Raw genomic sequence first — 26,018 nt, 5'->3', positions numbered from 1 at the left:
CGCCGCGCGCCATGACATGTCGTTACGCACACTTGCATCCCCGCATCCTCGCGCGCCGATCCAACCAACAGGAGTAGCACCGAATGCTGACAAATGAGTTAAGCAATGAGCCGGCAAATAACAACCGGGCCGATCTGGCGGTCAACCGCGTGCGGCACCCGCTGAAGTTCCGTCTGTTGCAGGTCAAGCGGGTTCGCGCGCTGACGCCGCATCTGATTCGCGTCACCTTCACCGGCGAGGATCTGCACGACTTCATCTCCGCTTCATTCGACGACCACATCAAAGTGTTCTTCCCGGAACCTGGCGCCGACAAACCCGTGGTACCGGTCGCCGGCCCGGACGGCCCCGTGTTCCCCGCCGACCAGCCACGCCCGATCGCGCGCGATTTCACGCCACGCCGCTTCGACCGCGAGGCTCGCGAACTCGACATCGAATTTGCGATGCATGAGGCCGGGCCGGCAGCGACGTGGGCAGCGCAAGCCGAAGTCGGCCAATATCTCGGCGTCGGTGGCCCGCGCGGGTCGCTGGTGATACCCACCGGCTTCGACTGGCATCTTTTGATCGGCGACGACACCGCGCTGCCGGCCATCGCCCGCCGCCTCGAAGAACTGCCTGCCGGCACGCGCGTCGCGGCGGTGATCGAAGTGGCTGACCCGTTGGCGCGCATCGAATTCTCGACGCAAGCCGAGTTGCATATCGTCTGGCGCTATCGCAGCGAGTCGGCGTATCGCGGCGACGCGTTGCTGCAGGCGATGCGTGAAATCTATCTGCCCGAAGACGGCGAAGGCTACGTGTGGGCGGCCGGCGAATCCGCGACGATGCGTGCAGTGCGCTATCACTTGTGCACTGAACGTGGCGTCGACAAATCACGCATTCGCGCTGCCAGCTACTGGAAACAGGGGGCCGAAGCGGTTCACGAATCGCTCGACGACTGAGGTGGTTGATTCGCCCCCGGTGGGGGTTATGCGGGCTGATGCTGTCGCAGAAGGATGATGTTTTAGTTTTTGCTTTTGCCTTTGGCGGCGGCATGGTTGTTTGCCTACGGCGTTGGTCTTTTCCTGGTTTCTTTGCCTGCGCGGCGCTTTGTGTCTGTTTGCCTACGGTGTTGGCCTTTCCTTGTTTTGTTATTGGTCGATTAGCGTCGCCCCTGTGCGGGGCAGGCACTTACTTTCTTTGCCGCCGTGTATAGACCGGGGACATAGCTGACAGGTGTGCGGGGACATGGTTGACACTTCCGGGTATTAAAACGCCCGGTCCCGACCATGCCCTGGAACGCAAGAGACACCATGAGCCTCCGACAGGAATTTGTTCATCTGGCCAGTCAGGACACCCTGACGATCACCGAGTTGTGCCAGCGCTTCAACATCAGCCGGCAGACCGGCTACAAATGGCTTAAGCGTGGCGAGAACGCGCTGTCAGATCAATCACGGCGCCCAGCCACCAGCCCCTTGAAGACTCCCGCTGCCATGGAGCAGGAAGTGGTGCGGCTGCGCCAGGCCCATCCGCGCTGGGGCGGGCGCAAGATCAGTCGGCGCCTGCAGGATCTGGGCTTTGAGGCGGTGCCGCAGCCCAGCACCGTGACCGACATCCTGCACCGGCATAACCTGATCCTGCCGACCGATTCAGCAATGAGCGAACCGTGGAAGCGCTTTGAACACGAGCAGCCCAACGTACTCTGGCAGATGGATTTCAAGGGTCACTTCGATACCCTCCAGAAGCAGCGTTGCAGCCCCCTGACGGTGCTGGACGACCACTCGCGTTTCAGCATCCTGCTGCGTGCCTGCGGGCCGACGGACACCTCGACCGTGCAGGCGGGATTACGTGAGGCGTTTGGGCACTACGGCCTGCCGTTGCGCATCAACACCGATAACGGCTCGCCGTGGGGTTCGCCCAGCAGTCCGGGGCAGCTTACCGAGCTGGCCGTCTGGCTGATCCGGCTGGGTATCCGTATCAGCTACAGCCGGCCGTATCACCCGCAGACCAATGGCAAGGATGAGCGGTTTCACCGTACGTTGAAGGCTGAAGTGCTGAACGGACGAAGCTTCGCTACGCAGGAGCACGTGCAACAGGAACTGGACCGCTGGCGCACCGTGTATAACTGCGAACGTCCGCACGAGGCGATTGGCATGGACACGCCGGTCAGCCGTTACAAGCCCAGCCCCCGGGCGTATCCATCGATCCTGCAGGAGCCTGAATACGGCCCGGACGACGTGGTGCTACGAGTCAGGTCAGATGGCCAGCTACGCTTTAAGGGACGGAAACTTAAGGTCTCGAACGCACTTTATGGACTGCCGGTTGCGGCACGCGCAAAGGTGGGCGAAGACGGCGTATTTGAATTCTGGTTTGCACATCACCGCATCCTCACCCTTGACCTGAGGAGCGAGAATCACTGACCATAAAGTGTCAACGATGTCTCCGCACGTTTGTCAATCATGTCCCCGGTCTATACACCGCCGCAAAGAAAGTAAGCAAAGAAAGCGGCTTCACACCGCTAATTCTTAAGCGGGTCCCCTGGCTTGGAGGAGGCAGTGGAGCATCTGGAATCAGTGTCCTCGCACATTCCGCCCCGGTGACAAGGCAGTCATACTTCCGGCGGCGCTGCGCGCGCCGTAGCGGTACTTCTCAACACCGATGGGATGTATGCGCTTGCCGCACAATCCTTCCCGCCTCGCACTGCGTGCTCGCCGGGACGATCTGCAAGAGAAATCAGTGGTTTCGTTTACGCGCGATGGGTGCCATCGGCTGCGCCTCGGCGAGGCGCTGAATAGTTGAAGTGCTAGTCAGTTTGCCTAACTAAATGCAGCCGCGAATTACAAGCCGCTTGGCCGAACGAAACGCAGGCGCGAGTTACGTCAGCGTGGCTAAGGAACGCAGCCGCGAGTTACGCTAGCGCAACAAAGGCAAGCCGTTACGCTTGAACGACTGTAGGCATTGGAAGCACCCGACGGACCCGACGGTTTTATGAAGTACCGCTACGGCGCGCGAAGCGTCGCCGGAAGAATGACTGCCTTGTCACCGAGGCTGAATGTGCGAGAACACAGATTCCAGATGCTCCACTGCCTCCTCCAAGCCGAGGGACCCGCTTAAGAATTAGCGGTTTGAGCCGCTTTCTTTTGCCTACTTGTATATTCCCTCCTGTGGCGCCGATCCGATCAGTTGTCGCCACATGGACAGTCAGCTCGTCTGCCTAAAGTGCTTCGAGCCCGCAGAAAAGCCTGAGCGACTGTCCTTTTCATCCTCTTAACCCGAACAGTTGACTGAGCCCCGAGCTCGTATTTTCCTGCAAGTATGGGTACCGTGATGAACCAGCCTTCTTCTTCCGTTTATATCGGCATCGACGTCAGCGGCAGCACCCTCGATGTCGCCATCCACGACACCACCGAACATTTCAGTGTCGACAATGAAACCGTCGCCATCGACCAGCTGGTCCAGCGCCTTGGCGCGCTCAATCCCACACTGATCGTCATGGAGGCCACCGGCAAGCTCGAGCTCGCCGTACTCAGGGCGCTCTGTCAGGCCGGACTGCCCGCTGTCGCGGTCAATCCCCGACAGGTGCGCGACTTCGCCAGGGCCACCGGCACGCGCGCCAAGACCGATCGCATCGACGCGTTTGTCATTGCTCAATTCGCCGCTGCCATCAAGCCCGTCGTGCGCCCCCTGAACGATGTACAGACCGAGCAGTTGCAGGCCCTGCTGCTGCGCCGGGCCCAGCTCATGGACATGCTGGTCGCCGAGAAAGCACGCCTGGAGCGCGCCCATGCCGCAGCCCGCGGGAGCCTGAACGATCACATCAAGTGGCTCAAACAGCAGCTCAGGCTCGCGGATCATGACATCGATTCGTTCCTGCGTTCTTCACCTGCCTGGCGCCAGAAGGAAGACCTGCTGCGCTCCGTGCCCGGCATCGGCCCCGGCGCTGCCGCGACGCTGATCGCCTTCATGCCCCAGCTCGGCTCGCTGAACCGCCGCGAGATCGCCGCACTCACCGGCGTCGCACCTTTCAATTGCGACAGCGGCAAGCATGTCGGCAAGCGTCGCATCCAGGGCGGCCGCGCCATCGTGCGGCGCGCGCTGTACATGGCCTGCGTGCCTGCGCTGCGCTTTAACCCCACCATCAGGGCGTTCTATGACCGTCTGCGCAACGCCGGCAAGCCGTTCAAGGTTGCCATGACGGCCTGCATCCGCAAACTCATCGTCACGCTCAACGCCATGGTCCACAACTCGACACCCTGGAGACCATCGGCTGACTGACTTCCGGCAGGGTTGCGTCCGGCTGTTGCGCTTTTAACGCAAGCATTCACGCCGCCCATGCCCACCTTCTGCAGGTTGCTCAATCGTGCGGGTCGCGAGGATTACGCGCGCCCACAAAATGCTCTCCACGACCGACAATTCGCACCTTGAGGGACAGCTCGCCGCTTGACTTCCAATACGGTTGCTTTTCTTTGCGGCGGCAAAGAAAAGTAGGTGCCTGCCCCGCACAGGGGCGACGCTAATAAACCAATAACAAAACAAGGAAAGGCCAACACCGTAGGCACACAGACAACAAGCGCCGCGCAGGCAAATAAACCAGAAAAAGACCAACGCCGCAGGCAAACAACAAATGCCGCCGCCAAAGGCAAAACCATCACCTTTCTTCAGCTCCCATAGCAGCTAACGGATGCTGCTCCCTTCTCCATGGCGAAGCCAAAAACCACCGAATTCTCTCTGAGCGAACTTCCGCCAGGCTAAATGGCGCCCACCTCCCGCGTCGATCTTTATCGATCAACTGCGCCCTCACCCCCTCGCAGAAATCCCCCTCCTCAATCACCCGCTTAACAATCCCCAACTCCATCCGAAAACACTCAGCCAGTGTCATCTGCCGCCCCCGCAATAAAGCCTCCCGAGCAACACACAACATAGTAGGCGAATGCCCAGTCATAGCATCATAAGTAGCCTGCAGCCACTGCCGAACCTCCCGCGGCGGCTCGCGGTCCAAATCATGCCGCAACGTCGCGACCATCCGCTCGACACTCGAGCGCCGATCGAAATGCCGCATAATCAACTGCGTAAAAGGCCCCAACGCAGCATGCGGAATAATGTTGCATGGCGGCTCGAACACCCCTCGCAACGCCGCCAGCAAATCCCCCTCATGCGACATGCGCTGCAAACGCTCCTCAAACGTAGCGAGCCACTCCGCAGGCACGCATATATCGGCCAGTTGCAGCCGCAATGCATCAGCCCCAGATAGCGTCACGCCCGTCAGGCCGACATACAACTCGACCTCCGCCGGCATCACACTCAAAAACCGCGTCGCGCCGACGTCAGGCAAAAAACCAATGCGCGTCTCCGGCATCGCGATCCGGCTGCGCTCGGTCACGATCCGCAATCGCGCCGCCTGGCCAAGACCCATGCCGCCGCCCATCGTAATGCCGTCGAGCAAAGCAACCACCGGCTTCGCAAACGTGTGCAGCGCGTAATCGAGCCGGTATTCGTCGACAAAAAATGCCAGCCATCGGCTGTCGCCATTCTTCGCCAGCCGGTAAACTTCGCGCACGTCGCCGCCGGCGCAAAAGCCTTTGGCGCCCGCGCCCTTCAGCACGAGCGCGACGATGCCGTCGTCAGTTCGGCAATGCTCGACCAGTACCGCAAGTTCACGCACCATCGCGTGCGACAACGCATTGAGCGCCGCCGGCCGGTTCAGCGTGATGATCGCCACGCGGTTGACGACGCGAAACAGAATCTCCCGCTCCGCCTCCACGCTCGCTTCGATCGCTACGCTCTGCAAGGCGCTCATCGATGTGTCTCCTGCTCCACGTGCTCATCCTGCGTAACCTGCCAGCGCGGTGCGCGCTTCTCCAGGAACGCATTCACGCCTTCGCGCTGATCCGCACCATCGAACAGATCGACAAAACGCTCGCGCTCCACCGCCAGCGCAGCGGCGCGCGGCACACCGTTGCGTCCCTGGTGAATCAACGTCTTGCTGAAGCCGACCGCCTGCGGGCTCAGCGTCGCGACGCGCGCCGCCATCGTTAGCGCGGCCTCGCGCGAGGCGCCCTTTTCCACGACTTCTTCGACCAGGCCGATGCGCAAAGCGGTGGCCGCATCGACGCGTTCGCCAGTCAGAATCATCCGCTTCGCCCAGCCTTCGCCGACCAGCCATGGCAGCGTCTGCGTACCGCATCCGCATGGCAGCAAGCCGACCGCGGTCTCGGGCAAAGCCATTAACGCATGCTGTTCGGCAATGCGGATATCGCACGCCAGCGCGCATTCGAGGCCGCCGCCCATCGCATAGCCATTGATCGCCGCGATCACCACCGGACGCGCATTCTGCAATGCTTCGAACGCACTGCCGAAGCGCGCCGCCACGGTACGCGCGATTTCGCGATTGCCGTCAGCGAAGGTGTTCAGGTCGGCGCCCGCGCTGAAAAACTTGGGGCCGTCGCCAGTCATCACGATCGCCCGCACGCGCGCCTCGCCGTTCAGGCGTTCGACAGTCTCCTGCAATTGCAGCAAACCGTCTGGCGTAAACGCATTCGCGGGTGGCCACCTGAGCGTCAGCAGTGCGACGGTGCCATCGTGCGCGTAGTCGAGTTCGATCATTTCGCGCCCCCGTCCTTGCCGTCGTTACGGTAAAGCTTGATCACCGCCGAAAAGTCCAGGCGTCCTGCGCCCTTTGTGCTCATCGTCTGATAGAGCTGCTGCGCCAGCGCGCCGAGATATACCGGCTGGCGTGCGAACTTCGCGGCGTCGGTGGCGAGGCCCAGGTCCTTGAGCATCAGATCGGTGCCGAAGCCGCCGGTATAACCGCGCGTCGACGGCGCGGTCTCGATCACGCCAGGCATCGGGTTATACGTGTCCGAACTCCAGCAACGCCCGGTCGAGGTATTGATGATGCCGCCGAGCACCTTCGGGTCGATGCCGAGTGCTTCACCGAGCGACATCGCCTCGGCCACGCCCGCCATCGTGATGCCGAGCACGAGGTTGTTGCAGATCTTCGCGACCTGTCCGGTCCCGGTATCGCCGCAATGGACGATGTTCTTGCCCATCGCCGACAACACCGGCTTGACCTGCTCATACGCGCTCGCACTGCCGCCGACCATAAAGGTCAGCGTGCCCGCCGCCGCGCCGCCGGTGCCACCCGACACGGGCGCATCGACAAAGGTGTTGCCGTGCTGCGCAGCCAGTTCTGCGAAAGCCTTGACGCTTGCCGGGTCGATCGTGCTCGAGTCGATGATCGTCACGCCTTTGGCAATACCGGCGAATATGCCGTCGTCCGCCGTCAGCACGCTGCGCACATGTGCAGCGGCAGGCAGCATCGTGATCACACATTCGACGTCGCTCACCGCTGCTTTCGGCGAACCCGCAGCCTTCGCGCCAGCATCGACCAATGCCTGCACGGCCTGCGCGCTGAGGTCGAATACGTTGACCGCGTGGCCCGCCTTGAGCAGGTTGTGCGCCATCGGCGCGCCCATGTTGCCGAGTCCGATAAAGCCTATTTTCATGGTGTCGTCTCCGTTTTCGCGTGCGCTTGTTGCACTTAACCTAGTACGCTCAGTGGGCCTTAGCGCAGGCTGATGGTCGTATTGACGCCGTCGTTGACGGTTTCGTCGTCGAACCAGCGGGCGGTGACGGTTTTGGTCTGCGTGTAGAACTGCACGACCTGTTTGCCGTACGGTCCGAGATCGCCGAGCTTCGAGCCGCGCGAGCCGGTAAAGCTGAAGAACGGCACCGGCACCGGAATCGGAATGTTGATGCCGACCTGGCCGACGTCGATCTCGCTCTGGAATTTGCGCGCCGCCGCGCCGCTTTGCGTGAAGAGCCCTACGCCGTTGCCGAACGGATTGCGGTTGACGAGAGCGATCGCCTCATCGAGCGTGGCCGCGCTCAACACCAGCAGCACCGGACCGAAGATTTCGGTGCGATAGATTTCCATCTCGGTGGTGACATCTGTGAAAACCGTCGGACCGATGAAGTTGCCCTGTTCATAGCCGCTCACCTTCACGTCGCGGCCGTCGAGCGCGAGCGTTGCGCCTTCCTTAACACCCGCTTCGATCAGGCCGAGAATGCGCTGCTTCGCCGCGCGCGAGACCACCGGGCCGATATCCGTGTTCGGTTCGTTGCCTGCGTTGACCTTCAGCGTTTTGGCCTTCGCCACCAGATCGGGCAGCCATTGCTGCGCGGCGCCCACCAGCACGACCACCGAGGTCGCCATGCAGCGCTGCCCCGCCGCGCCGAAGCCCGCGCCGGCCAGCGCATTCAGGGTCTGCTCGCGGTTCGCATCGGGCAAGACAACGGCGTGATTCTTCGCGCCCATCATCGATTGCACGCGCTTGCCATGTTCGCTGCCGAGACGGTAAACGTGCGTGCCGACCGCCGTCGAACCGACGAACGAAATCGCTTTCACCAGCTCGTGCGTGCAAAGCGCGTCGACCACTTCCTTGCCGCCGTGCACGACATTGAGCACGCCCTTCGGCACGCCGGCTTCGAGCGCCAGTTCGACCAGTTGCATCGTCGACAACGGATCCTGCTCGGACGGTTTCAGCACAAACGTATTGCCGCAGACAATCGCCATCGGGAACATCCACAGCGGGATCATCGCGGGGAAATTGAATGGCGTGATACCTGCGCACACGCCGATCGGCTGGCGCAGCGTGTACGTATCCACACCGCCCGCCACGTTCTCCGCGAATTCGCCTTGCTGCAAGGTGCCGATCGACGCTGCGTGCTCCACCACTTCGAGACCGCGGAAGATATCGCCTTCGGCATCGGGGATCGTCTTGCCCTGCTCGGCGCTCAAGGTCTTAGCGATGCGCGGCATATGTTCGCGAATCAGCGCCTGGTACTTGAGCATGATGCGCATGCGCGCGCCGATCGGCGTGTCCTTCCACGTCTTGAAGGCAGCGTGCGCGGAGCGGATTGCTTCGTTAACCTCATCGACGGTCGCGAACGGCACGCGTGCGAGCACCTCTTGCGTAGCCGGGTTGACGATATCGCGCCACTCGGTGGTCTTCGAATCGACGAACTCGCCGTTGATCAGCAGTTTGACGGTGGCGATCTGTCGCCCGGCTTGGGTCGAAGCAATTGCGCTCATGCTGAAACTCCTGTGCAGTGGCCGCGCGGCGGCCGGACAGTGACTAGAAATGAAAAAGAATCAACGCAGATCCGGAAAATCTTCTTCCCAGTATTCGCCGGGCAGGCGCGCGGGTTCGGCTTCGCGCTCCATTTCGCGGCGCCGCAACTCGACGCGGCGAATCTTGCCGGAGATGGTTTTCGGCAATTCGCTGAATTGCAAACGGCGAATCCGCTTGTACGGTGCCAGTTTTTCGCGCGAGAACGCGAACACGGCGCGTGCGAGTTCGGGTCCGGCCTCGTAACCTTGCCGCACGGTGACGAACGCTTTGGGCACCGACAAACGCAGTGCGTCGGCGCTCGGCACCACGGCCGCTTCGCCAATCGCCTCATGTTCGATTAGCACGCTTTCGAGTTCGAACGGGCTCAGCCGGTAGTCGGACGATTTGAAGACGTCGTCCGCGCGGCCGACGTAGACGTAGTAGCCATCGTCACGGCGCAGCGCGACATCGGACGTGCGGTAGAAGCCGTTGCGCATCGCCTGCGCGGTCGCATTGGCGTTGTTCGCGTAGCCGGTCATCAAACCGAGCGGACGTTCGGCCAGCGGCAACGCGATTTCGCCTTCGCTCACGGGTTGGTCGTCGGCATCGAGGAGTTCGATCCTGTAGCCCGGCAGCGGGCGTCCCATTGAACCCGGCACCACCGGCTGGCCCGGCGAATTGCCGATCTGGCAGGTGGTTTCGGTCTGGCCGAAACCATCGCGGATCGTGACGCCCCATGCGTGTTTCACCCGTTCGATGATCTCCGGATTCAACGGCTCGCCCGCGCCGACAATCTCGCGCAGCTTCACCGGATAGTCGGCGAGAGGCTCCTGCACCAGCATGCGCCAGACAGTCGGCGGCGCGCATAGCGTGGTGACGTTGAAGCGCACCAGCACGTCGAGCGTGTCCTTCGGTACGAAGCGCGGGAAGTTGAAAACGAATACGCAGGCCTGCGCATTCCACGGCGCGAAGAAGCAGCTCCACGCGTGCTTTGCCCAGCCCGGCGAGCTGATATTCCAATGGATGTCGTTCGGTTGCAGACCGATCCAGTACATCGTCGACAGATGGCCGACCGGGTAGCTCTGGTGCGTATGCTCGACCAGTTTCGGCTTCGAGGTGGTGCCCGAGGTGAAGTACAGCAGCAGCGGATCGGTGGCGTGCGTGACGCCTTCGGGTGTGAATTGCGGCGATGCCGCGTAAGCCGCGGCGAGGTCGATCCAGCCGTCGCGCGGCGTGCCGACCGAGATGCGGGTGAGCGGCACATCCAGTGCATCGAACTTCGCCAGCTCCGCGCAATCGACCACCGCGAAATTCGCGCCGCCGATCTGCACGCGGTCGCGCACGTCGTCGGCGGAAAGCTGGGTGGTGGCGGGCAGCACGATCGCGCCGAGCTTCATTGCCGCGAGCATCACGTCCCATAGTTCGACGCGGTTCGGCAGCATCAGCAGCAAACGGTCGCCGCGCCCTACGCCGACGCCGCGCAGGAAATTCGCCATGCGCGCCGAGCGCTCCGACATCTGTGCATACGACAGACGCAAACCCTCGCTCGCCGGATCGTCGACAATCCACAGCGCCGGATTGTCGTTATTTCTCGCGATCACGTCGAAGTAATCGAGCGCCCAGTTGAACTCGCCTGGCGCCGGCCACGCGAATTCGCGGTACGCACGGTCGTAGTCGGTTCGATGGCGCAATAACAGGTCACGCGCGTCGAAAAAGTCCTTCGCTGCAGTCATCGTCGTCTCCTGTGTCGACCAGAGTTGGCGCTTCAGCGCTTACTCTGGTCCCATGCAACGCAGTCGACCAGAGTTGGCGTGTCGGCTGGAGTTAGCGCTTTAGCGCTTACTCCAGCCCCATAGCGCTTACTCTGGTCCCATGCAAAGCACTTACTCCGATCCCATGCTGGTGGCGCGGTATGCGCTCCGCTTTTATGTTATTGAGCAGGCTATTTTGCGCTCAAATTGCCCGCGCTTTCGTTCAGACATGGCGCGCGATCACCATCCGCTGTACTTCGCTGGTTCCTTCGTAAATCTGCGTGATGCGGGCGTCGCGATAGTGCCGCTCGACCGCATAGTCCTCGAGGTAGCCATAGCCGCCGTGAATCTGGATCGCGTTCGAGCAGATCTCCTCAGCCAGTTCCGACGCGAACAGCTTGGCCTGCGACGCCTCCGACAAACACGGCTTGCCCGCCGTACGCAGCCGCGCCGCGTGATGCACGAGCAGGCGCGCGGCGTTCAGCCGGGTCGCCATATCGGCGAGCATATTGGCGATGGTCTGATGCTCCTTCAGCGCACGGCCGAACTGGATGCGTTCGTTCGCGTAGAGACGCGCGGCATCGAACGCGGCCCGCGCAATGCCGACTGCCTGCGCGGCAATGCCGATGCGCCCGCCTTCGAGATTCGACAGCGCGATCCGCAAGCCTTCGCCGGGTTCACCGAGCAGATTGACTTCGGGCACCGCGCAGTCGTCGAGCGAGATCGGGCACGTATCGGACGCGCGAATGCCGAGCTTGTGCTCGGGCCGGCCGACGTTGAAGCCAGGCGTATCGGTCGGCACGATGAACGCGGACAGGCCGCGCTTGCCGCGGTCGGGATCGGTAACGGCAAACACGATCGCGATGTTGGCGCGCGCGCCGTTGGTCACGAACTGCTTGTTGCCGTTGAGAATCCACTTGCCGTCGCGCAAGACGGCGCGAGTGCGCAGATTGTTCGCCTCGGACCCGGCTTGCGGCTCGGTCAGGCAGAAGGCGCCGATGCGGCGGCCTGTGGCGAGGTCTTGCAGATAGCGGTCTTTCTGCGCGTCGGTGCCGAAGTTCAGAATCGGCCCGCAACCGACCGAGTTGTGCACGCTCATTAGCGTCGCGCATGCGGCGCAACCGGCGGCGATCTCTTCGAGCGCGAGCGCATAGGCCACGTAGTCGGTGTACGAGCCGCCCCATTCGGACGGCACGATCATGCCGAGAAAGCCGAGTTCACCCATCTGCGCGACGACTTCCGCGGGCAGCTTCGCGTCCCGGTCCCACTGCGCGGCGTTCGGCGCGAGGCGCTCGGAGGCGAAGTCGCGGGCGGCGTCGCGGATCATCCGTTGTTCATCGGTGTAGAAGCTGTCCATATGGCTCGATCCTGTCTTTTGCGTCTGGTCGCGGCCTTGATGTGACCTCCGGCTCGCGAACGGTTCAGGCAAGTGTAGGGAAGCTGCTGGACAGGTTCGATGCTCAGCCCGATCATTCTGGCTGAGCGCATTTACCATACCGAGATCATGCAAACCCGATTCGAGCTGCGTTTTCAAAGGCTTAGCGAATCGCCACAAGGAAAATGTTGAGCGCATTTACCAGCCTTGCCAAACAAGCCGGACACTCATGAAAAACGATAAAGGCACGATTTCCGTGAGCCTCGTCGAGGAAACCCTGGCGCTGGCGCGAGCGCGCGGGCTCGATGCGTTGCCGCTCGCCGAAGCCGCCGGCATCGCCGCGCCGATGCTCGCGTCGCCAAAAAGCCGGGTGTCGTCGGCGCAATACGGCGCGCTGTGGGCCGGCATCGCCCGCGCGCTCGACGACGAATTCTTCGGCCAGGACTCGCATCCCATGAAGAGCGGCAGCTTCATCGCGATGACGCAAACGGCGCTGACCGCGCGCAGCGGCGCGCAAGCCCTGGCGCGCGCGGTCGGCTTCATGCGGCTGGTGCTGGACGACCTCGGCGCGCAGATCGAAACCGACGCGCAGCGCGTGCGGCTCAGATTCGTCGAACGCGAAGGCGCGCCGCCACCCGCGATGTTCGCCTACGCGACCTACTTCATCGTCGTCTACGGCCTGTTGTGCTGGCTGGTCGGGCGGCGCATTCCGCTGCTCGAAGCGCGCTTTCGCTGCGCGGAGCCGCCCGCCGCGCATGAATACCGCTTGATGTTCTGCGACGATATGACGTTCGATCAGCCCGACTCCTACGTAGATCTGTCGCCGGCGTTTCTCGAACTGCCGGTGATCCAGACGGCGAAATCGGTGAAGCCGTTCCTGCGCGATGCGCCCGGCAGCTTCATCGTCAAGTATCGCAATCCCGGCTCGCTCGCCGCGCGCGTACGCAAGATGCTGCGCGCGCTGCCGATGTTCAGCTGGCCCGCCGCCGATCAGATGGCGCAGCGCCTGAACGTCGCCGAGGCGACGATGCGGCGGCGTCTGAAGCAGGAAGGCTATACGTATCAGTCGATCAAAGACGACTTGCGGCGCGACATCGCAATCGGCGAATTGCAGGATACCGACCGCACCATCGCCGACATCGCCGCCGCCGTCGGCTTTGCCGAGCCGAGCGCGTTTCATCGCGCGTTTCGCAAGTGGACCGGCATGCGGCCGACCGATTACCGGCCGGCGCGCACGGATCTCACGCGGCGCGCGGAATCGGACTAAGCTGTTAGTAACAGGCCAGCCTTTTTTGGGGTTGCGGCCCGCGCCGCTCGACATCCGTCGATGCGGCGTGGCGGCCGTCAGCGATGAGAACGTATCCGCGTCTCCCGTTCCGGCAGTCTGGTCCACATCGTCCGCTTATCCATAGCGGAATCGTGGGCCGGTTGATGCGCGGCATGACCGCGCTTGGCGTACTTTTGACGTTTGCGGCAGCGCTGCCCGTTGGCCCCTCGCCGCTTCAGGCCGCCGCCGCGCCCAACCGGATCATCGTGATTCCGGTGAGCGGCGCGATCGATCCGGCCAGCGCCGATTTCATCGTGCGCGGCCTGCAACGCGCCGACGACGAGCACGCTCAGCTCGCCGTGCTGCAACTCGATACGCCCGGCGGGCTGGATACGTCGATGCGGCAGATCATCAAGGCGATTCTCGGCTCGCCGGTGCCGGTCGCGGCATTTATCGGCCCGAGCGGCGCGCGCGCGGCGAGTGCCGGCACCTACATCGTGTACGCCAGCCACATCGCAGCGATGGCGCCGGGCACCAATCTCGGCGCGGCAACACCGGTGCAACTGGGCATTGGCGGCGCGCAGCCGCCTGGCGGGGCACCGGGAACACCTGGGATGCCCGGCACACCGAAAACCGAGCCCGCGACGCCGGCCTCAGCCGGTGCGGCCAGTGCGGCCAGTGCGGCCAATGCAACTAGTGCAGCGAGCGGCACACTGCCGCTCGACACCCAATCGACCGAACTGCGCAAGCAGGTCCACGACGCCGCCGCCTACATCCGCGGCCTCGCACAAATGCGCGGACGCAACACCGAGTGGGCCGAGCGCGCGGTTCGCGAAGCCGTCAGCCTGTCGGCCAGCGATGCGCTCGAGCAGCATGTCGTCGATCTGAATGCGCGCGACGTGCCCGATCTGCTGCGTCAGGTCGACGGCCGCACGGTCAATACGATTCGCGGCAACGTCACACTCCGCACCGCCGGCGCGCAGGTCGTCACGCTCGAAGCCGACTGGCGCACCCATTTCCTCGCGGTCATCACCGACCCGAACGTCGCGCTGCTTCTGCTGATGATCGGCATGTACGGCCTCTTCTTCGAGTTCGCCAATCCGGGCTTTGTGCTGCCGGGCGTGGTCGGCGCGATCAGTCTGCTGATCGCGCTCTTCGCGATGCAGATGCTGCCGATCAACTACGTCGGCCTCAGCCTGATCTTTCTCGGCACCGCGTTCCTGATCGCCGAGGCGTTTTTGCCGACCTTCGGCTCGCTCGGCTTTGGCGGCGTGGTCGCGTTCGCGATCGGCGCGCTGATGCTGATCGATACCGATGTGCCCGGCTACGGCATTCCGCTGCCGATGATCGCCGCCGTCACCGTGTTCAGCGTCGTGTTCGTGTTCGCGGTGTCGAGCGTCGCGTTGCGCGCCAGACGCCGGCCCGTGGTGACCGGCTCGGAAGCGATTGTCGGCAGTCTCGGCGTCGTGCTCGACGGCGGTCTGCTGCCGGACGGTGGGACGGTGGCCGGCTGGGCGCGGGTACACGGCGAACGCTGGCGGGTGTCCAGCACGGCGCCGCTCGCGGCGGGCCATGCGGTGCGCGTCACCGCGCGGCACGGCCTGACGCTGACCGTTGAGCCCGCGGAAGCAATACAACAAGGAGAACGCTCATGATCGGTTTCACATTTGGCTTCAGCAGCATTCTGATTCTGCTGGTGGCCGTACTACTCGCGTCAGCGATACGGATTTTCAGGGAGTACGAACGCGGCGTCGTCTTCATGCTCGGGCGCTTCTGGAAAGTCAAGGGGCCGGGCCTGGTGCTGATCATCCCGATCGTGCAACAGGCTGTACGGATGGATCTGCGCACCGTCGTGTTCGACGTGCCGCCGCAAGACGTGATTACGCGCGACAACGTCTCGGTGAAGGTCAACGCGGTGGTGTATTTCCGCGTGGTCGATCCGGAGAAGGCGGTGATTCAGGTGGCGCGTTACTTCGAAGCAACCAGCCAGTTGTCGCAAACCACGCTGCGCGCAGTGCTCGGCAAGCACGAGCTCGACGAACTGCTGGCGGAGCGCGAGCAACTGAACGCCGACATCCAGAAAGTGCTCGACACACAGACCGACGCGTGGGGCATCAAGGTGTCGATCGTCGAGATCAAGCACGTGGACATCAACGAAACGATGATCCGGGCGATTGCGCGCCAGGCCGAAGCCGAGCGCGAACGGCGCGCCAAGGTAATTCACGCGGAAGGCGAATTGCAGGCCTCGCAGCATCTGCTGGAAGCGGCGCAGACCCTCGCGAGGCAGCCGCAGGCGATGCAGTTGCGCTATCTGCAAACCCTCACGACGATTGCCGCCGACAAGAATTCGACCATCGTGTTTCCACTGCCGATCGATCTGCTGAGCGCGGTACTGGATCGCTTCAGCAAGCCGCCACAAGCGTGAGCCGTGGGTCGCTTTGAATCGCTGAATGAAATGGTGCATTGCCTTTCTTCGTCTTACTCGAAAGGCTGCTGAAAACTAAAATACGGAGGTCATTTTTAACCGCTCCACGGGAGCTAGTCATGAAAATCGTTTCTCGAATTGGACTCGGCGCACTGCTTGCCGCCGTTTGTATGAGCACGGCGTTCGCGCAGACGTCGGCGCGGCCTTACGATCCGTCGGCGCCGAAAACGCGTGCCGAAGTGAAAGCCGATCTGGCCGCTTGGCGCGCCGCCGGCTACGATCCGCTCGACTGGATCAACTATCCGGACAACGCGCTACGTGCGGGCCGCATCGTCGCCGCGCGGCGGGCGCAGGGATCGGGCGGGAGCGTGACGCAGTAGTCGGACCCGCTCAGTGAGTCCAGTTTTAACGCGGTATGCCTGGCCGCCCGCGACTGCAACGGTCGCGGGCAATGTCGGCCTGGCATGCCTCGCGAATGACCTTTTCTTGCTGCATCCTTCTGCCTGAATCCGTTTCACCCGCGCCGTCGCGCAACCGTCCCACCGGGCTTCATCTTTCGCCGCATGTTTGAACGCCGGCCGCTTCACGCCGGAACAACATAAATTCGCTTGCCGCCCCGCCCCGCACACTGGCAAGGTATCATCTCGCCCCTTTCCCCACGCAGCCGGAATTCGAACGATGCCAATCTGGGTAGACGCCGACGCCTGTCCGGTCGTGATCAAGGAGATGCTGTATCGGGCGGCGCGCCGCACCGGCATGACGCTCACGCTGGTCGCCAACTCGTTTCTGCGCGTGCCGCCGTCGCCGCTGATCCGTGCGATCCAGGTGCCGGCCGGTTTCGACGCCGCCGACGACCTGATCGCCGAGCGCGTCGCCGCCGGCGACCTCGTGATCACCGCCGATATTCCGCTGGCCGCCGCCGTGCTCGCCAAAAACGCGCAGGCGCTCGACCCGCGCGGTAACTGGTACACGCCGGGCACAATCGAAGAACGGCTGCGCATGCGCTCGATGCTCGACCAGCTGCGCAGCAGCGGCGTCGATACCGACGGACCGGCGGCGTTCAGCCCACGCGACAGCAAAAACTTCGCGGGTGAGCTGGATCGCTGGCTGGCACGGCAACGGCTCCAATCCGATGCGCCGGCGCCGCACATGCCTGACGAGCCACCCGCCGAATGACCTTGCGCCTCGCACGTTGTCCCCGCGATGCGGTTTGCCGCCACCAATCATGATTACAATCCGCCCGTAGCCTTGCTCGAGCGGCCGAGCTTCAGTGTCGCATCGCGCGGCGCGCCGGCCCTGGGCATTCGTTACGCATCACACGCCCCAACAAGAAACACTTTTGAAACGACGAGAGAAGCGCCTCATGGACTCGATAAAACGCTACTTCGGCCTCGACGCCGCCGGCACCAACCTGCGCACCGAAGTGCTCGCTGGGCTGACCACCTTCCTGACGATGGCCTACATCATCTTCGTCAACCCGGCGATTCTCGGCGACGCCGGCATGCCGAAAGACGCGGTGTTCGTCGCGACCTGCATCGTGGCCGCACTGGCCTCGCTGATCATGGGCCTCTACGCGAACTATCCGATCGCGCTCGCGCCCGGCATGGGCCTGAACGCGTACTTCGCGTACACGGTGGTCAAGGGCATGGGCTTCACCTGGCAGGCCGCGCTCGGCGCGGTGTTCATCTCCGGGTGTCTGTTCATGATCGTCACGCTGATTCGCGTGCGTGAAGTGATCGTCAACGGGATTCCGCATTCGATCCGCATTGCGATCACCGGCGGCATCGGGCTCTTTCTGGCGATCATTTCGCTGAAGTCCGCCGGCGTGGTGGTCGGCAATCCGGCCACGCTCGTCACGCTCGGCGACCTGCATAACCCGCATGTGATTCTCGCCGTAGTCGGCTTCTTCGCGATCGTCACGCTCGACTATCTGCGGGTGCGCGGCGCGATCCTGCTCGGCATTGTCGGAGTGACGGTGCTGAGCTTTTTCTTCGGCGGCAATCAGTTTCACGGCATCGTCTCAGCGCCGCCGTCGATTGCGCCGACGCTGTTCCAGCTCGACATTCGCGGTGCACTGTCCGGCGGCGTGCTGAACGTGATCCTCGTGTTCTTCCTCGTCGAACTGTTCGACGCGACCGGCACGCTGATGGGCGTGGCCAACCGCGCCGGCCTGCTGGTCGAAGGCAAGATGTATCGGCTCAATCGCGCGTTGCTCGCCGACAGCACGGCCATTCTGGCCGGCTCGATGCTCGGCACCTCGTCGACCACCGCGTATATCGAAAGCGCGTCGGGCGTGCAGGCAGGCGGCCGCACCGGCGTGACGGCGCTCACCGTCGCCGTGCTGTTTCTCGCGGCGCTGTTTTTCGCGCCGCTGGCAAGCGTGGTGCCCGGCTATGCGACGGCGCCGGCGCTGCTGTATGTGTCGTGTCTGATGCTGCGCGAAATGCTCGATCTGCCGTGGGACGACGCCACCGAGGTCGTGCCGGCCGCGCTGACCGCGCTGCTGATGCCGTTCACCTACTCGATCGCTAACGGCGTCGCGTTCGGTTTTATTTCGTATGCGGGGCTGAAACTGCTGACCGGGCAGGCGCGTAAGGTCAAGCTGGTAGTGTGGGTTATCGCGGCGATTTTCCTGTTCCGTTATTTCTACCTCGGCAGCGAGTGAGCGCGGCGGCGCGCTGAGGCGCAGAGCGGTTAACCTCGGTTAGATCTGGATCGATGGGTGCCGCTCTGGTCGGGCACGCTTTGTCATCAGATGATTGGGCATGCGGTGACCCTCGCGTGGCTCGATCAAGGATCGGACGCGGCGGCGGATGGTTTGATTGTTCTTTGATTCTTTAGCGCGCGAACGCTACGCTAGCGGCATGACTGGCCGCTGACAGTTTTGTTGCTGGCGCCGCGCCTTGGTCTGCGTTTGTTGCGTTTGTTGCATTAGCGCGGCTTTCTTCCCTGCTTTCAGCCAGTCAGCGCGTCCTCCTTCAGTTGCGCCAGTTTGCTTCGTAGAAACGCACGTAGCCACTGCGGAGTATCAGGCATTGCGCTCTCGTCTCCGACAGCAAACGCCTCGTGGCCGCCTCAATGCGAGCCCGGTGCGCGTCGAATGCGCCAATCATGTCCTCAATACGCGGCGACGCGGCGCCGAAATGGTCCTCAAGTGCCTCGGCGGTGATCATGCACTCCACCCTCTCTCCATCGACCATCGCCGGGAACGCCAAGGTAAGTTCGCGCCCTGAATATTCAGGGGATTCGTTCGGGAATAGTATCTGCATGGGAGTTCACCTAAATGGTCGGGTGCTGCGCATGGGTTGGATGTGCTGCGCACGCTAGTCTGATGGAATCGCGCTTTTTGCCTTTTTTCCCCTCCTTTTCGAATGCCGGTGGCGCGGGCTTATCACTCCTTTTGCGTCATTGGCGTAGTTCGCGCCTCGCGGAGGTGATTGGATTTACTTTAGACGAGTTGTAGCGCGGTGCAAGTTTTTCCTTTTTTGTTTGGTTTTTGGGCGTAGCCCGAGAGGTTTTTTGGCGTAGCCCTGCTGTTTTTTTGGCCTTTCCTTGATTTGTTATTGGTTTATTAGTGTTGCCCCAGTGCGGGGCGGCACCTACTTTTCTTTGTCCACCAAGTGGACTTCCTTCGGGGCGCCGGCCGCAAAGAAATGTAGGCAAAAGAAAGCGGCTAAAACCGCTAATTTTTAAGCGGGTCCCCCGCGCAGTCACGGTAGTGGTGCATCTGGAATCTGTGTTCTCGCACATTCCACCCTGGAGACAAGGCAGTCATTCTTCCGGCGGCGCTTCGCGCGCCGTAGCGGTACTTCACAAAACCGCCCGCCGTTTTCGCGTCTGTGTTTGTTCAGGGTCGGTTGCTCGCGCTGCGCGTGCCATAGCGGTGCTTCACAAAACCACTAGCCGGCTTTGGCGTCTGCGTTTGGTTCAGGCCCGATTGCTCGCGCTGCGCGCGCCGAGCGGTACTTCTTCACGCCGCTCCCCTGGTTTTTTCCCGCGCTGCGCGGTCTTTGCTTCGTCCTGTAATATCGATGTTCGGCCGGCGCGCCGCTTATGGTGCGCTGCGGAACGACAACGGCGGGCAACGTACCCGCTGTGTCCGTATTACCGGAGACATGCTTTGATCCATCGTCCTGCCACGCCGGCCACCATCGGTCGGCCTGATGTCATCGCGCAAGCTCATGCGCGCTCGCTGGAAGTCGGCCTGCGTGCGTCGGAAACGCCAGACTTTCATCCGCTGCGCAAGTCCGCGCTGCGTGAACTCGTCGATCGGAATCAGTCGCTTTATATCCACGCTCTTCCTGTCATGGAGACGCTCCACGCGCAGATCGTCGATACCCAAAGCATGGTGCTTCTCACCGACAATCGCGGAGTCATCCTGCATAGTCTCGGCGATAGCGACTTCGTCGAAAAAGCCAATCGTGTCGCGCTATGTCCGGGCGTTTCGTGGGCCGAGGCGGATCGCGGGACGAACGCAATCGGCACGGCGCTCATCGACGGGCAGCCGACCGTCGTGCATGCAGATGAACACTTTCTGCACGCCAACCGGATTCTTACCTGCTCATGTGCGCCGATCGCGGACCCGTTCGGGCGCACCATCGGCGCACTCGATGTGAGCGGCGACACGCGCGGTTTTCACAAGCACACGCTGGCGCTCGTGCGGATGTCGGCGCAGATGATTGAAAATCATCTGTTCTCCAATCAATTCGCCGACTCGATCCGCATCCACTTTCATGCGCGCGCGGAATTCATCGGCACGCTGTTCGAAGGGCTCGCGGCGTTCGCGCCGGATGGCACGTTTCAGTCGGCAAATCGCAGTGCCCTGTTTCAATTCGGCCAGCCGCTAGCCAATCTGCAAAGCCAACCGTTCGACGCGCTGTTCGGCATCGCATTCGCCACGCTGTTACAGCAGACAACCCGCGCACCGGGCGAGAACATCGTGCTGACGCTGCCAAGCGGCGTGCGCGTGGTGGCGCGCGGCGAATATGCGGCGCCGCGCTACGTCGGGCCGGCAGACGGCTTCGCCGCCTCATCGCGGATGGTGGCCGCGGGCGAAACGCGCTCCAGCGCTCGTTCGTGCGAACTGGCGCCCCGCGCCACGCTCGAAACGCTCGACACCGGCGACGCACAAGTCTCCGCGATCCTGCGGCGGGTCGCGAAGCTGCGCGGCCGCGATATCCCGATTCTGGTGCTCGGCAAAACCGGCACCGGCAAGGAATGGCTCGCCCGCGCGATCCATCACGATTCGCCGCGCCGGGCCGCACCCTTTGTCGCGCTGAACTGCGCGTCGTTGCCGGATACGCTGATCGAAGCGGAGTTGTTCGGCTACGAAGACGGCGCGTTCACCGGCGCTAAAAAACGCGGCAGCGTCGGCAAGATCGTGCAGGCGGACGGCGGCACGCTGTTTCTCGACGAAATCGGCGATATGCCGCTCGCGCAACAAGTGCGGCTGATGCGCGTCCTGCAGGAGCGCACCGTCGTGCCGCTCGGCGGCACAAGGGCAATTCCGGTCGATCTGCGCATCGTCTGCGCAACCCACCGGAACCTGCGCGCGATGATCGAAGCCGGCACCTTTCGCGAAGACCTGTATTACCGGATCAACGGACTCGTCGTGACCTTGCCGGCGCTGCGCGATCGCACCGATCTGGCGGCCCTCGTCACGCGCATGCTGGAATTGCAACCCGACAGCGAGCGCTTGCCGCGACGCGTGTCCGAGGCCGTGCTCGAGCAGTTTGCACAATGCCGCTGGCCGGGCAATCTGCGGCAACTGGCGAACGTGCTGCGCACCGCAAGCATCATGGCCGAAGGCACGCCGCAGATCGAACTCGAAGATTTGCCGGACGACTTCCTGCAGGATTGCATCGATGCCGCGTCTGACGACATCGCGGAGCCGCCCACATCGGCTTCGTGCGATGACAATGGCAATGGCGTGCATGCCGCTGCGGCACCGGTCGCGGCCTCGCCCGCTCGCATGGAAGACTGGCAGACGACGTTAATCGCCCAGACGCTAGCGCGGCTCGACGGCAATGTATCGGCGGCGGCCCGTGAGCTTGGGCTCGCGCGCAATACGGTGTACCGGTATTTGCGGCGCGGTAGCACGCACTGAAAGCGCAACGGCGATGCTGTGTGAATGGAATAGGCGCGCGGCGGGCACTGGGTGAGCGTCGCGCGCTCCGTGTAAAGTGTGGCGCATTCCGTCACCATTCCACACGATGTCCGACCCTGTCCGCCCGCCTCTCGTTCGCGTCGAACCGCTCGGCCAAACCTTCGAAGCGCCCGATTCACTGACGATTCTCGAAGCAGCCGGTTTCGTCAACCTGCGTCTGCCGCGTTCGTGCCGCAACGGAACGTGCCGCACGTGCCTATGCAAAATGACCGCGGGGCGCGTGCGCTACACGATCGAATGGCCGGGTCTCAGCCGGGAAGAAAAGACCGAAGGCTATATCCTGCCGTGCGTGGCGATCGCGGAAACCGACGTGGTGATCGAAGCGCCGGACGCGGTCGAATTGCCGCCGCGCTAACCACCCGTCCCACGCCCGGCACCGGCGCTAGCGAGCACGGCTGCTGCGAACGCCACCGCAAGCCTTACTGCCGGCCGCCCATCGCGCGTTCGATTTTCTTGTCGGTGTTGTACTGGCTAAGCGCGTACACCGACCAGATCGCGGCCGGAATCCAGCCGATCAACGTAATCTGCAAGATCAGGCAGATGATCCCGGCAAACGGGCGGCCGATCGTAAAGAACTGAAACCACGGCAGAATGATGGCAAGCAATAGACGCATTCAGATTTCCTGTTTTTTCATTCGGCCCGGCGCCCGCGTATTCGCGTGAGCAGGCCAGTCAATTGATCGGCGCAAAGCGCGGCACCTTGTCGCCGTCGTACTCGACCAGCTCGAAAAACACCGAAGCCGGACGCGTCCAGATCGTACCATTGCTGGCTTTGTAGACGATCATCGTGATCGTCGGATCGGACTCCAGCGTGGCCTCGCAAAGCAGTTCGTAAATGCCGCCTTTGTAGTGTCGGTAACGCACCATTCGAATCCTCCTTGAATTGAAAACTGCAGCGCTTTTCGGCCGCGCACCCCGCCCAATTAGCCGCCCGATCAGCCGCCCTCTTTCATCTGTTTCAGAATCTTATAGACAGTCGCGCGCCCCATCGTGAGCACGGCGGCCACGTAGTTCGCGGAACTGCGGCCGCGAAACGCGCCTTGTGCGTGCAACGCCTCGACGATCTCCCGCTTGTGTTCGCGCGTAAGCGCATTAACGCCGATTTGCCGCTCGCGCAGCCAGCCGTGCAAAAACGTGTTGATGCGGTCTTGCCAGTCGTCGCGAAACAGTTCTTCCGCGGGCGCGTCCGTCAGATTGCCGCCCTTGATGAACAGATCGAGGGTCGAGCGCACGTCTTCGAACACCGCGATATTGAAGTTGACGCACAGCATGCCGGCCGGCTTGCCTTCGTCGTCGAACAGGATGTTGCTCACGCAGCGCATGCGCCGCCCGTCCCAATTGAGCTTTTCGTACGGACCGATGGTCCGGCCGCGTGCCGCGTAGTGGACTTCGTCGAGCACCGACGGCCCGCCGATTTCGAGCTTCGACAGGTTGTTCACAAGATACGCAATGGTCTGGTCGCGCAGGTCGTGAATCACGACTTCGGCGCACGGATAGAACAGCGCCGCGATGCCGTCGGCAATGGGAGCGTAGCGGTCCAGCAGCAGGTCTTTGACAGGAGAGACTTTTGTCTTGCCCATTGGAAATCGCAGTCTTGGATGTATGCGGCGCCGCTCCGCTCAGGTGAGCCGATACGGCATCGCCGGGGTTGAAACCAGCAAGCCTTGCAAGCACAACAAGGTTGCGCAGCCTGGCACGTCAGCTCGCCATTGTAGCCACCCCGATCAGCGGCGGCGACCGCAGCGGCAGACGTTTATGTTGGTGCGTCGGCACACGGCGAATTTTGTCCGCTTGGCGAGCGATTTTTTTTCGTGCGATAAAAGAACCATCTATTTCACGGAGCAACAGATGGCTACGCTCGAAGCGTTTCGCGCCGTGCTCGATGACGAAGGCACGCCGGAAATCATCCGCAATCACATCATCGATTCACTGCAATACACGCTGCGCAATCACGGACAGATTTTTACGTCGAAGGAAGTCGAATGGCTGGCCGGCTGGGATGACGCGCGCATTCCGCTCGCGGCATCGCGCGAGCTGCAAAAACGCGTCGCCGAAACCTCCCGCTGAACGTCGCCCGCCCTCTCCCCCCACGACGCCATGCCGTCCGCGTCCGCCGGCGCGTCGCCCGCGGACGGTCTTTCTCGCCCAAACCCCCGCCGGTTGGACGGTTTGCCCATGCGCGGAACTTTTTGCTATCCAATTAGCCCCATTTAGTGCATCATATTGGAATAGCTGTATTCCGCATCCGTAGCACCGGCAGTCCAAATCGGCATCTCCGCACCATCCCCGGCTGTTCGACCGCCGCCTGTCGGCGATCCCGTCACTCCGGCAATGCGCCGCATGCATTCGCCGTCGCGAGTTGTGCAGCTGAGTTGTTCAGCTTTTACACGCCCGATGTCTGCGCGACATCAGCGTGTTTCTTCTCCATCGAATCCGCGATTTTGCGCGGCCGCGCTCAAGCCCTTGCCATCGGGCCTGTGCCAACCTTTTTCCATGGCGGCGCGCCCCAAGGTGCTGCGCTGCCCGGTCTGTCGTGCCGCGCGTAACACGCGTGACACGGCAGCCACGTAATACAGGACATGTGCTTCATGAATTCAGCAGTCAAGACCTACAAGGGTTACGAAATTCACCCGCTCGTCTATCCGCGCCGCCCGACGGACGCGCAGACGGGCCGCAATCCGGACGCAGGCTACGACGCATCGGTACGCATTTGCCGCGTCGGCGCCAATCCGGCGGCAGACGGCCGTGTGTTCCGTCTGCAGTATCTGTTTCCGTTCGACGGCACGGGCAAGGCACGCATTGCGTGCATGGCGCACGCCGAGCAGTTGATCGACGGCCGCATCGAAGGCCAGTCTGTCGCCGATCTTTGAGCGGCAATAGCAGCGCATCCGCTGCTATTGCCGCACGGCGGGAGGCTCCTGAGCCCTCCGTCATACGTATCAGATGTTGTTGTGCCGAGCGGCTCTGCCTATCGACCAACACCCACTTATCCCATCGACCAGGAGTTATGCATGGCGAAAGAAGAACTGCTTGAACTTGACGGTATCGTCGACGAAGTACTTCCGGATAGCCGTTACCGCGTGACGCTCGACAACGGCGTCGTGGTTGGCGCTTACGCGTCCGGACGCATGCGCAAGAACCACATCCGTATTCTCGCGGGCGACCGCGTCACGCTGGAATTGTCGGTTTACGATCTGACCAAAGGCCGGATCAATTTCCGTCACAAAGACGAGCGCGCCTCCGGTGGCGGCGGCGCCCGCAATACGCAAACACAATTCCGTCGTCGTTGATGCCGGCGGCACGCTGACCGCGCTTTCTGAGCAATTGTTGCGTGACCGATTGCCCAGATGCAGCTAGTTGTTCGCGAAGCCTTTCGCGCGCCTTCTCCGGCTTGACTCGATGACTCGGGCCTGAGCGGCGCGCCGCGGCGTCGCTTTGCTTTATTGCCTGCTTTATCCCTCGCTTCGGCGCCTGGTGCTTTCCGCCGCCAGCGGATGTTTCGCCCCCTTCCTCGCTTCCTGGTACAACCCGAATACCGCCCCGAGATCGTCTCCGGCGGCGCTTCTGCGCGCCTGTTCGACGACCCGCTCTTCCTGACCAGGCGCGCCGATAGTCTGACGCGCTGGGTAAGTTATCCGACGAACAAATAGAAGCCTTCAAGATTCCAGCAGCGGCGGATTTCAAATGCTCGCAAAGTCCGAACCTGATGCATCTCTCATGAGTGGGACGCGGTGATCGAAGCAGTACGGGATGAATTATCGACATGGTCTGACGTGTAATCCACTACCACGCTGCAGTACGCCCTCAGCGTATTGCGACTCATGCTATGCGCCGGTTCGGTGCATAGCGATGCCGTGCCCCGTCAGGGTGCAGCCGACCCCACACACCGGCCTCGCAACGCCATGATTACCTTCGCCTTTATCAGCCGGCCGCCTTCTGGCACGGCCG

At 62.5% G+C, this 26,018-nt stretch carries 24 protein-coding genes; 14 read left to right on the top strand and 10 right to left on the bottom strand.

Annotated elements, in window-relative coordinates; genetic code table 11:
* The first annotated feature begins 83 nt into the window (after positions 1 to 83).
* The 3 genes from WN982_RS28850 (at position 84) to WN982_RS28840 (ending at position 4,248) form a co-directional block, all read left to right on the top strand.
* Positions 84 to 935, top strand: coding sequence for a siderophore-interacting protein (locus tag WN982_RS28850; RefSeq protein ID WP_341318981.1), 852 nt, complete (start codon positions 84 to 86; stop codon positions 933 to 935).
* A 327-nt stretch (positions 936 to 1,262) separates the two neighbouring features.
* Positions 1,263 to 2,393 (top strand): IS481 family transposase, encoded by a 1,131-nt coding sequence (locus tag WN982_RS28845; protein ID WP_341313135.1) that lies wholly within the window; start codon positions 1,263 to 1,265, stop codon positions 2,391 to 2,393.
* Positions 2,394 to 3,300: 907 nt separating this feature from the next.
* Positions 3,301 to 4,248: an IS110 family transposase gene (locus WN982_RS28840; protein WP_341312542.1), complete on the top strand. Its 948-nt coding sequence runs from the start codon at positions 3,301 to 3,303 to the stop codon at positions 4,246 to 4,248.
* A gap of 373 nt (positions 4,249 to 4,621) precedes the next feature.
* Here the strand turns inward: WN982_RS28840 and WN982_RS28835 are convergent, their stop codons facing one another.
* From WN982_RS28835 to WN982_RS28810, 6 genes are all read right to left on the bottom strand, one after another.
* The gene (locus WN982_RS28835; protein WP_341318980.1) at positions 4,622 to 5,770 is read right to left on the bottom strand and encodes an enoyl-CoA hydratase/isomerase family protein; all 1,149 of its coding nucleotides are present in this window, start codon (positions 5,768 to 5,770) and stop codon (positions 4,622 to 4,624) included.
* The gene (locus tag WN982_RS28830; RefSeq protein WP_341318979.1) at positions 5,767 to 6,576 is read right to left on the bottom strand and encodes an enoyl-CoA hydratase; all 810 of its coding nucleotides are present in this window, start codon (positions 6,574 to 6,576) and stop codon (positions 5,767 to 5,769) included. Before WN982_RS28830 ends, WN982_RS28835 begins: the two co-directional genes overlap by 4 nt.
* Positions 6,573 to 7,478, bottom strand: coding sequence for a 3-hydroxyisobutyrate dehydrogenase (gene mmsB, locus WN982_RS28825; RefSeq protein ID WP_341318978.1), 906 nt, complete (start codon positions 7,476 to 7,478; stop codon positions 6,573 to 6,575). The genes WN982_RS28830 and mmsB overlap by 4 nt, the downstream gene beginning before the upstream one ends.
* Positions 7,479 to 7,537: 59 nt before the next feature.
* Positions 7,538 to 9,067 carry a CoA-acylating methylmalonate-semialdehyde dehydrogenase gene (locus WN982_RS28820; protein WP_341318977.1) on the bottom strand — a complete coding sequence of 510 codons (1,530 nt, stop codon included), beginning with the start codon at positions 9,065 to 9,067 and terminating at the stop codon, positions 7,538 to 7,540.
* 60 nt (positions 9,068 to 9,127) lie between these two features.
* The gene (locus WN982_RS28815) at positions 9,128 to 10,819 is read right to left on the bottom strand and encodes an AMP-binding protein (protein ID WP_341318976.1); all 1,692 of its coding nucleotides are present in this window, start codon (positions 10,817 to 10,819) and stop codon (positions 9,128 to 9,130) included.
* 241 nt (positions 10,820 to 11,060) lie between these two features.
* Entirely contained in the window at positions 11,061 to 12,194 is a 1,134-nt protein-coding gene (locus WN982_RS28810) for an acyl-CoA dehydrogenase (protein WP_341318975.1), read from the bottom strand.
* A gap of 247 nt (positions 12,195 to 12,441) precedes the next feature.
* Between WN982_RS28810 and WN982_RS28805 the strand changes: the two genes are divergently transcribed.
* The 6 genes from WN982_RS28805 (at position 12,442) to WN982_RS28780 (ending at position 18,569) form a co-directional block, all read left to right on the top strand.
* Entirely contained in the window at positions 12,442 to 13,479 is a 1,038-nt protein-coding gene (locus WN982_RS28805) for an AraC family transcriptional regulator (RefSeq protein ID WP_341318974.1), read from the top strand.
* A gap of 83 nt (positions 13,480 to 13,562) precedes the next feature.
* Entirely contained in the window at positions 13,563 to 15,134 is a 1,572-nt protein-coding gene (locus WN982_RS28800; RefSeq protein WP_341318973.1) for a nodulation protein NfeD, read from the top strand.
* On the top strand, positions 15,131 to 15,904 hold the full coding sequence (locus WN982_RS28795) for a slipin family protein (protein WP_341318972.1): 774 nt from the start codon (positions 15,131 to 15,133) through the stop codon (positions 15,902 to 15,904). Before WN982_RS28800 ends, WN982_RS28795 begins: the two co-directional genes overlap by 4 nt.
* Positions 15,905 to 16,023: 119 nt before the next feature.
* The gene (locus WN982_RS28790; RefSeq protein WP_341318971.1) at positions 16,024 to 16,284 is read left to right on the top strand and encodes a DUF4148 domain-containing protein; all 261 of its coding nucleotides are present in this window, start codon (positions 16,024 to 16,026) and stop codon (positions 16,282 to 16,284) included.
* A 298-nt stretch (positions 16,285 to 16,582) separates the two neighbouring features.
* Positions 16,583 to 17,080 carry a YaiI/YqxD family protein gene (locus WN982_RS28785; RefSeq protein WP_341318970.1) on the top strand — a complete coding sequence of 166 codons (498 nt, stop codon included), beginning with the start codon at positions 16,583 to 16,585 and terminating at the stop codon, positions 17,078 to 17,080.
* 187 nt (positions 17,081 to 17,267) lie between these two features.
* On the top strand, positions 17,268 to 18,569 hold the full coding sequence (locus WN982_RS28780; protein WP_341318969.1) for an NCS2 family permease: 1,302 nt from the start codon (positions 17,268 to 17,270) through the stop codon (positions 18,567 to 18,569).
* 313 nt (positions 18,570 to 18,882) lie between these two features.
* Here WN982_RS28780 and WN982_RS28775 read toward each other — a convergent pair whose 3' ends face one another.
* Positions 18,883 to 19,173 (bottom strand): DUF1488 domain-containing protein, encoded by a 291-nt coding sequence (locus WN982_RS28775; RefSeq protein ID WP_115100227.1) that lies wholly within the window; start codon positions 19,171 to 19,173, stop codon positions 18,883 to 18,885.
* 851 nt (positions 19,174 to 20,024) lie between these two features.
* On the opposite strand from WN982_RS28775, the gene WN982_RS28770 reads away from it, so the two are divergent.
* The gene (locus WN982_RS28770; protein WP_341318968.1) at positions 20,025 to 22,010 is read left to right on the top strand and encodes a sigma-54-dependent Fis family transcriptional regulator; all 1,986 of its coding nucleotides are present in this window, start codon (positions 20,025 to 20,027) and stop codon (positions 22,008 to 22,010) included.
* Positions 22,011 to 22,116: 106 nt separating this feature from the next.
* Entirely contained in the window at positions 22,117 to 22,425 is a 309-nt protein-coding gene (locus tag WN982_RS28765; protein WP_341318967.1) for a 2Fe-2S iron-sulfur cluster-binding protein, read from the top strand.
* 64 nt (positions 22,426 to 22,489) lie between these two features.
* On the opposite strand, the gene WN982_RS28760 is transcribed toward WN982_RS28765, so the two are convergent.
* From WN982_RS28760 to WN982_RS28750, 3 genes are all read right to left on the bottom strand, one after another.
* On the bottom strand, positions 22,490 to 22,684 hold the full coding sequence (locus WN982_RS28760) for a YqaE/Pmp3 family membrane protein (RefSeq protein WP_341318966.1): 195 nt from the start codon (positions 22,682 to 22,684) through the stop codon (positions 22,490 to 22,492).
* 58 nt (positions 22,685 to 22,742) lie between these two features.
* Positions 22,743 to 22,937 carry a DUF1653 domain-containing protein gene (locus tag WN982_RS28755; protein WP_341318965.1) on the bottom strand — a complete coding sequence of 65 codons (195 nt, stop codon included), beginning with the start codon at positions 22,935 to 22,937 and terminating at the stop codon, positions 22,743 to 22,745.
* A 68-nt stretch (positions 22,938 to 23,005) separates the two neighbouring features.
* Positions 23,006 to 23,650 (bottom strand): PAS domain-containing protein, encoded by a 645-nt coding sequence (locus tag WN982_RS28750; protein ID WP_341318964.1) that lies wholly within the window; start codon positions 23,648 to 23,650, stop codon positions 23,006 to 23,008.
* Between the two features lie 268 nt (positions 23,651 to 23,918).
* Between WN982_RS28750 and WN982_RS28745 the strand changes: the two genes are divergently transcribed.
* The 3 genes from WN982_RS28745 to infA all read left to right on the top strand — a co-directional run bounded on the left by WN982_RS28745 (position 23,919) and on the right by infA (position 25,360).
* Complete coding sequence (locus WN982_RS28745; RefSeq protein WP_106277571.1) at positions 23,919 to 24,137, top strand: hypothetical protein; 219 nt, start codon at positions 23,919 to 23,921, stop codon at positions 24,135 to 24,137.
* Positions 24,138 to 24,658: 521 nt separating this feature from the next.
* Positions 24,659 to 24,940, top strand: coding sequence for a hypothetical protein (locus WN982_RS28740; protein WP_341318963.1), 282 nt, complete (start codon positions 24,659 to 24,661; stop codon positions 24,938 to 24,940).
* Between the two features lie 141 nt (positions 24,941 to 25,081).
* Entirely contained in the window at positions 25,082 to 25,360 is a 279-nt protein-coding gene (gene infA / locus WN982_RS28735) for a translation initiation factor IF-1 (protein ID WP_341318962.1), read from the top strand.
* Positions 25,361 to 26,018 lie beyond the last annotated feature (658 nt).

Origin of the sequence: Paraburkholderia sp. IMGN_8 (assembly GCF_038050405.1) — a bacterium.
Taxonomy (GTDB): Bacteria; Pseudomonadota; Gammaproteobacteria; order Burkholderiales; family Burkholderiaceae; genus Paraburkholderia.
The sequence above is the reverse complement of the archived record's forward strand: the minus strand, read 5'-3'. Positions and strand labels throughout refer to the sequence as shown.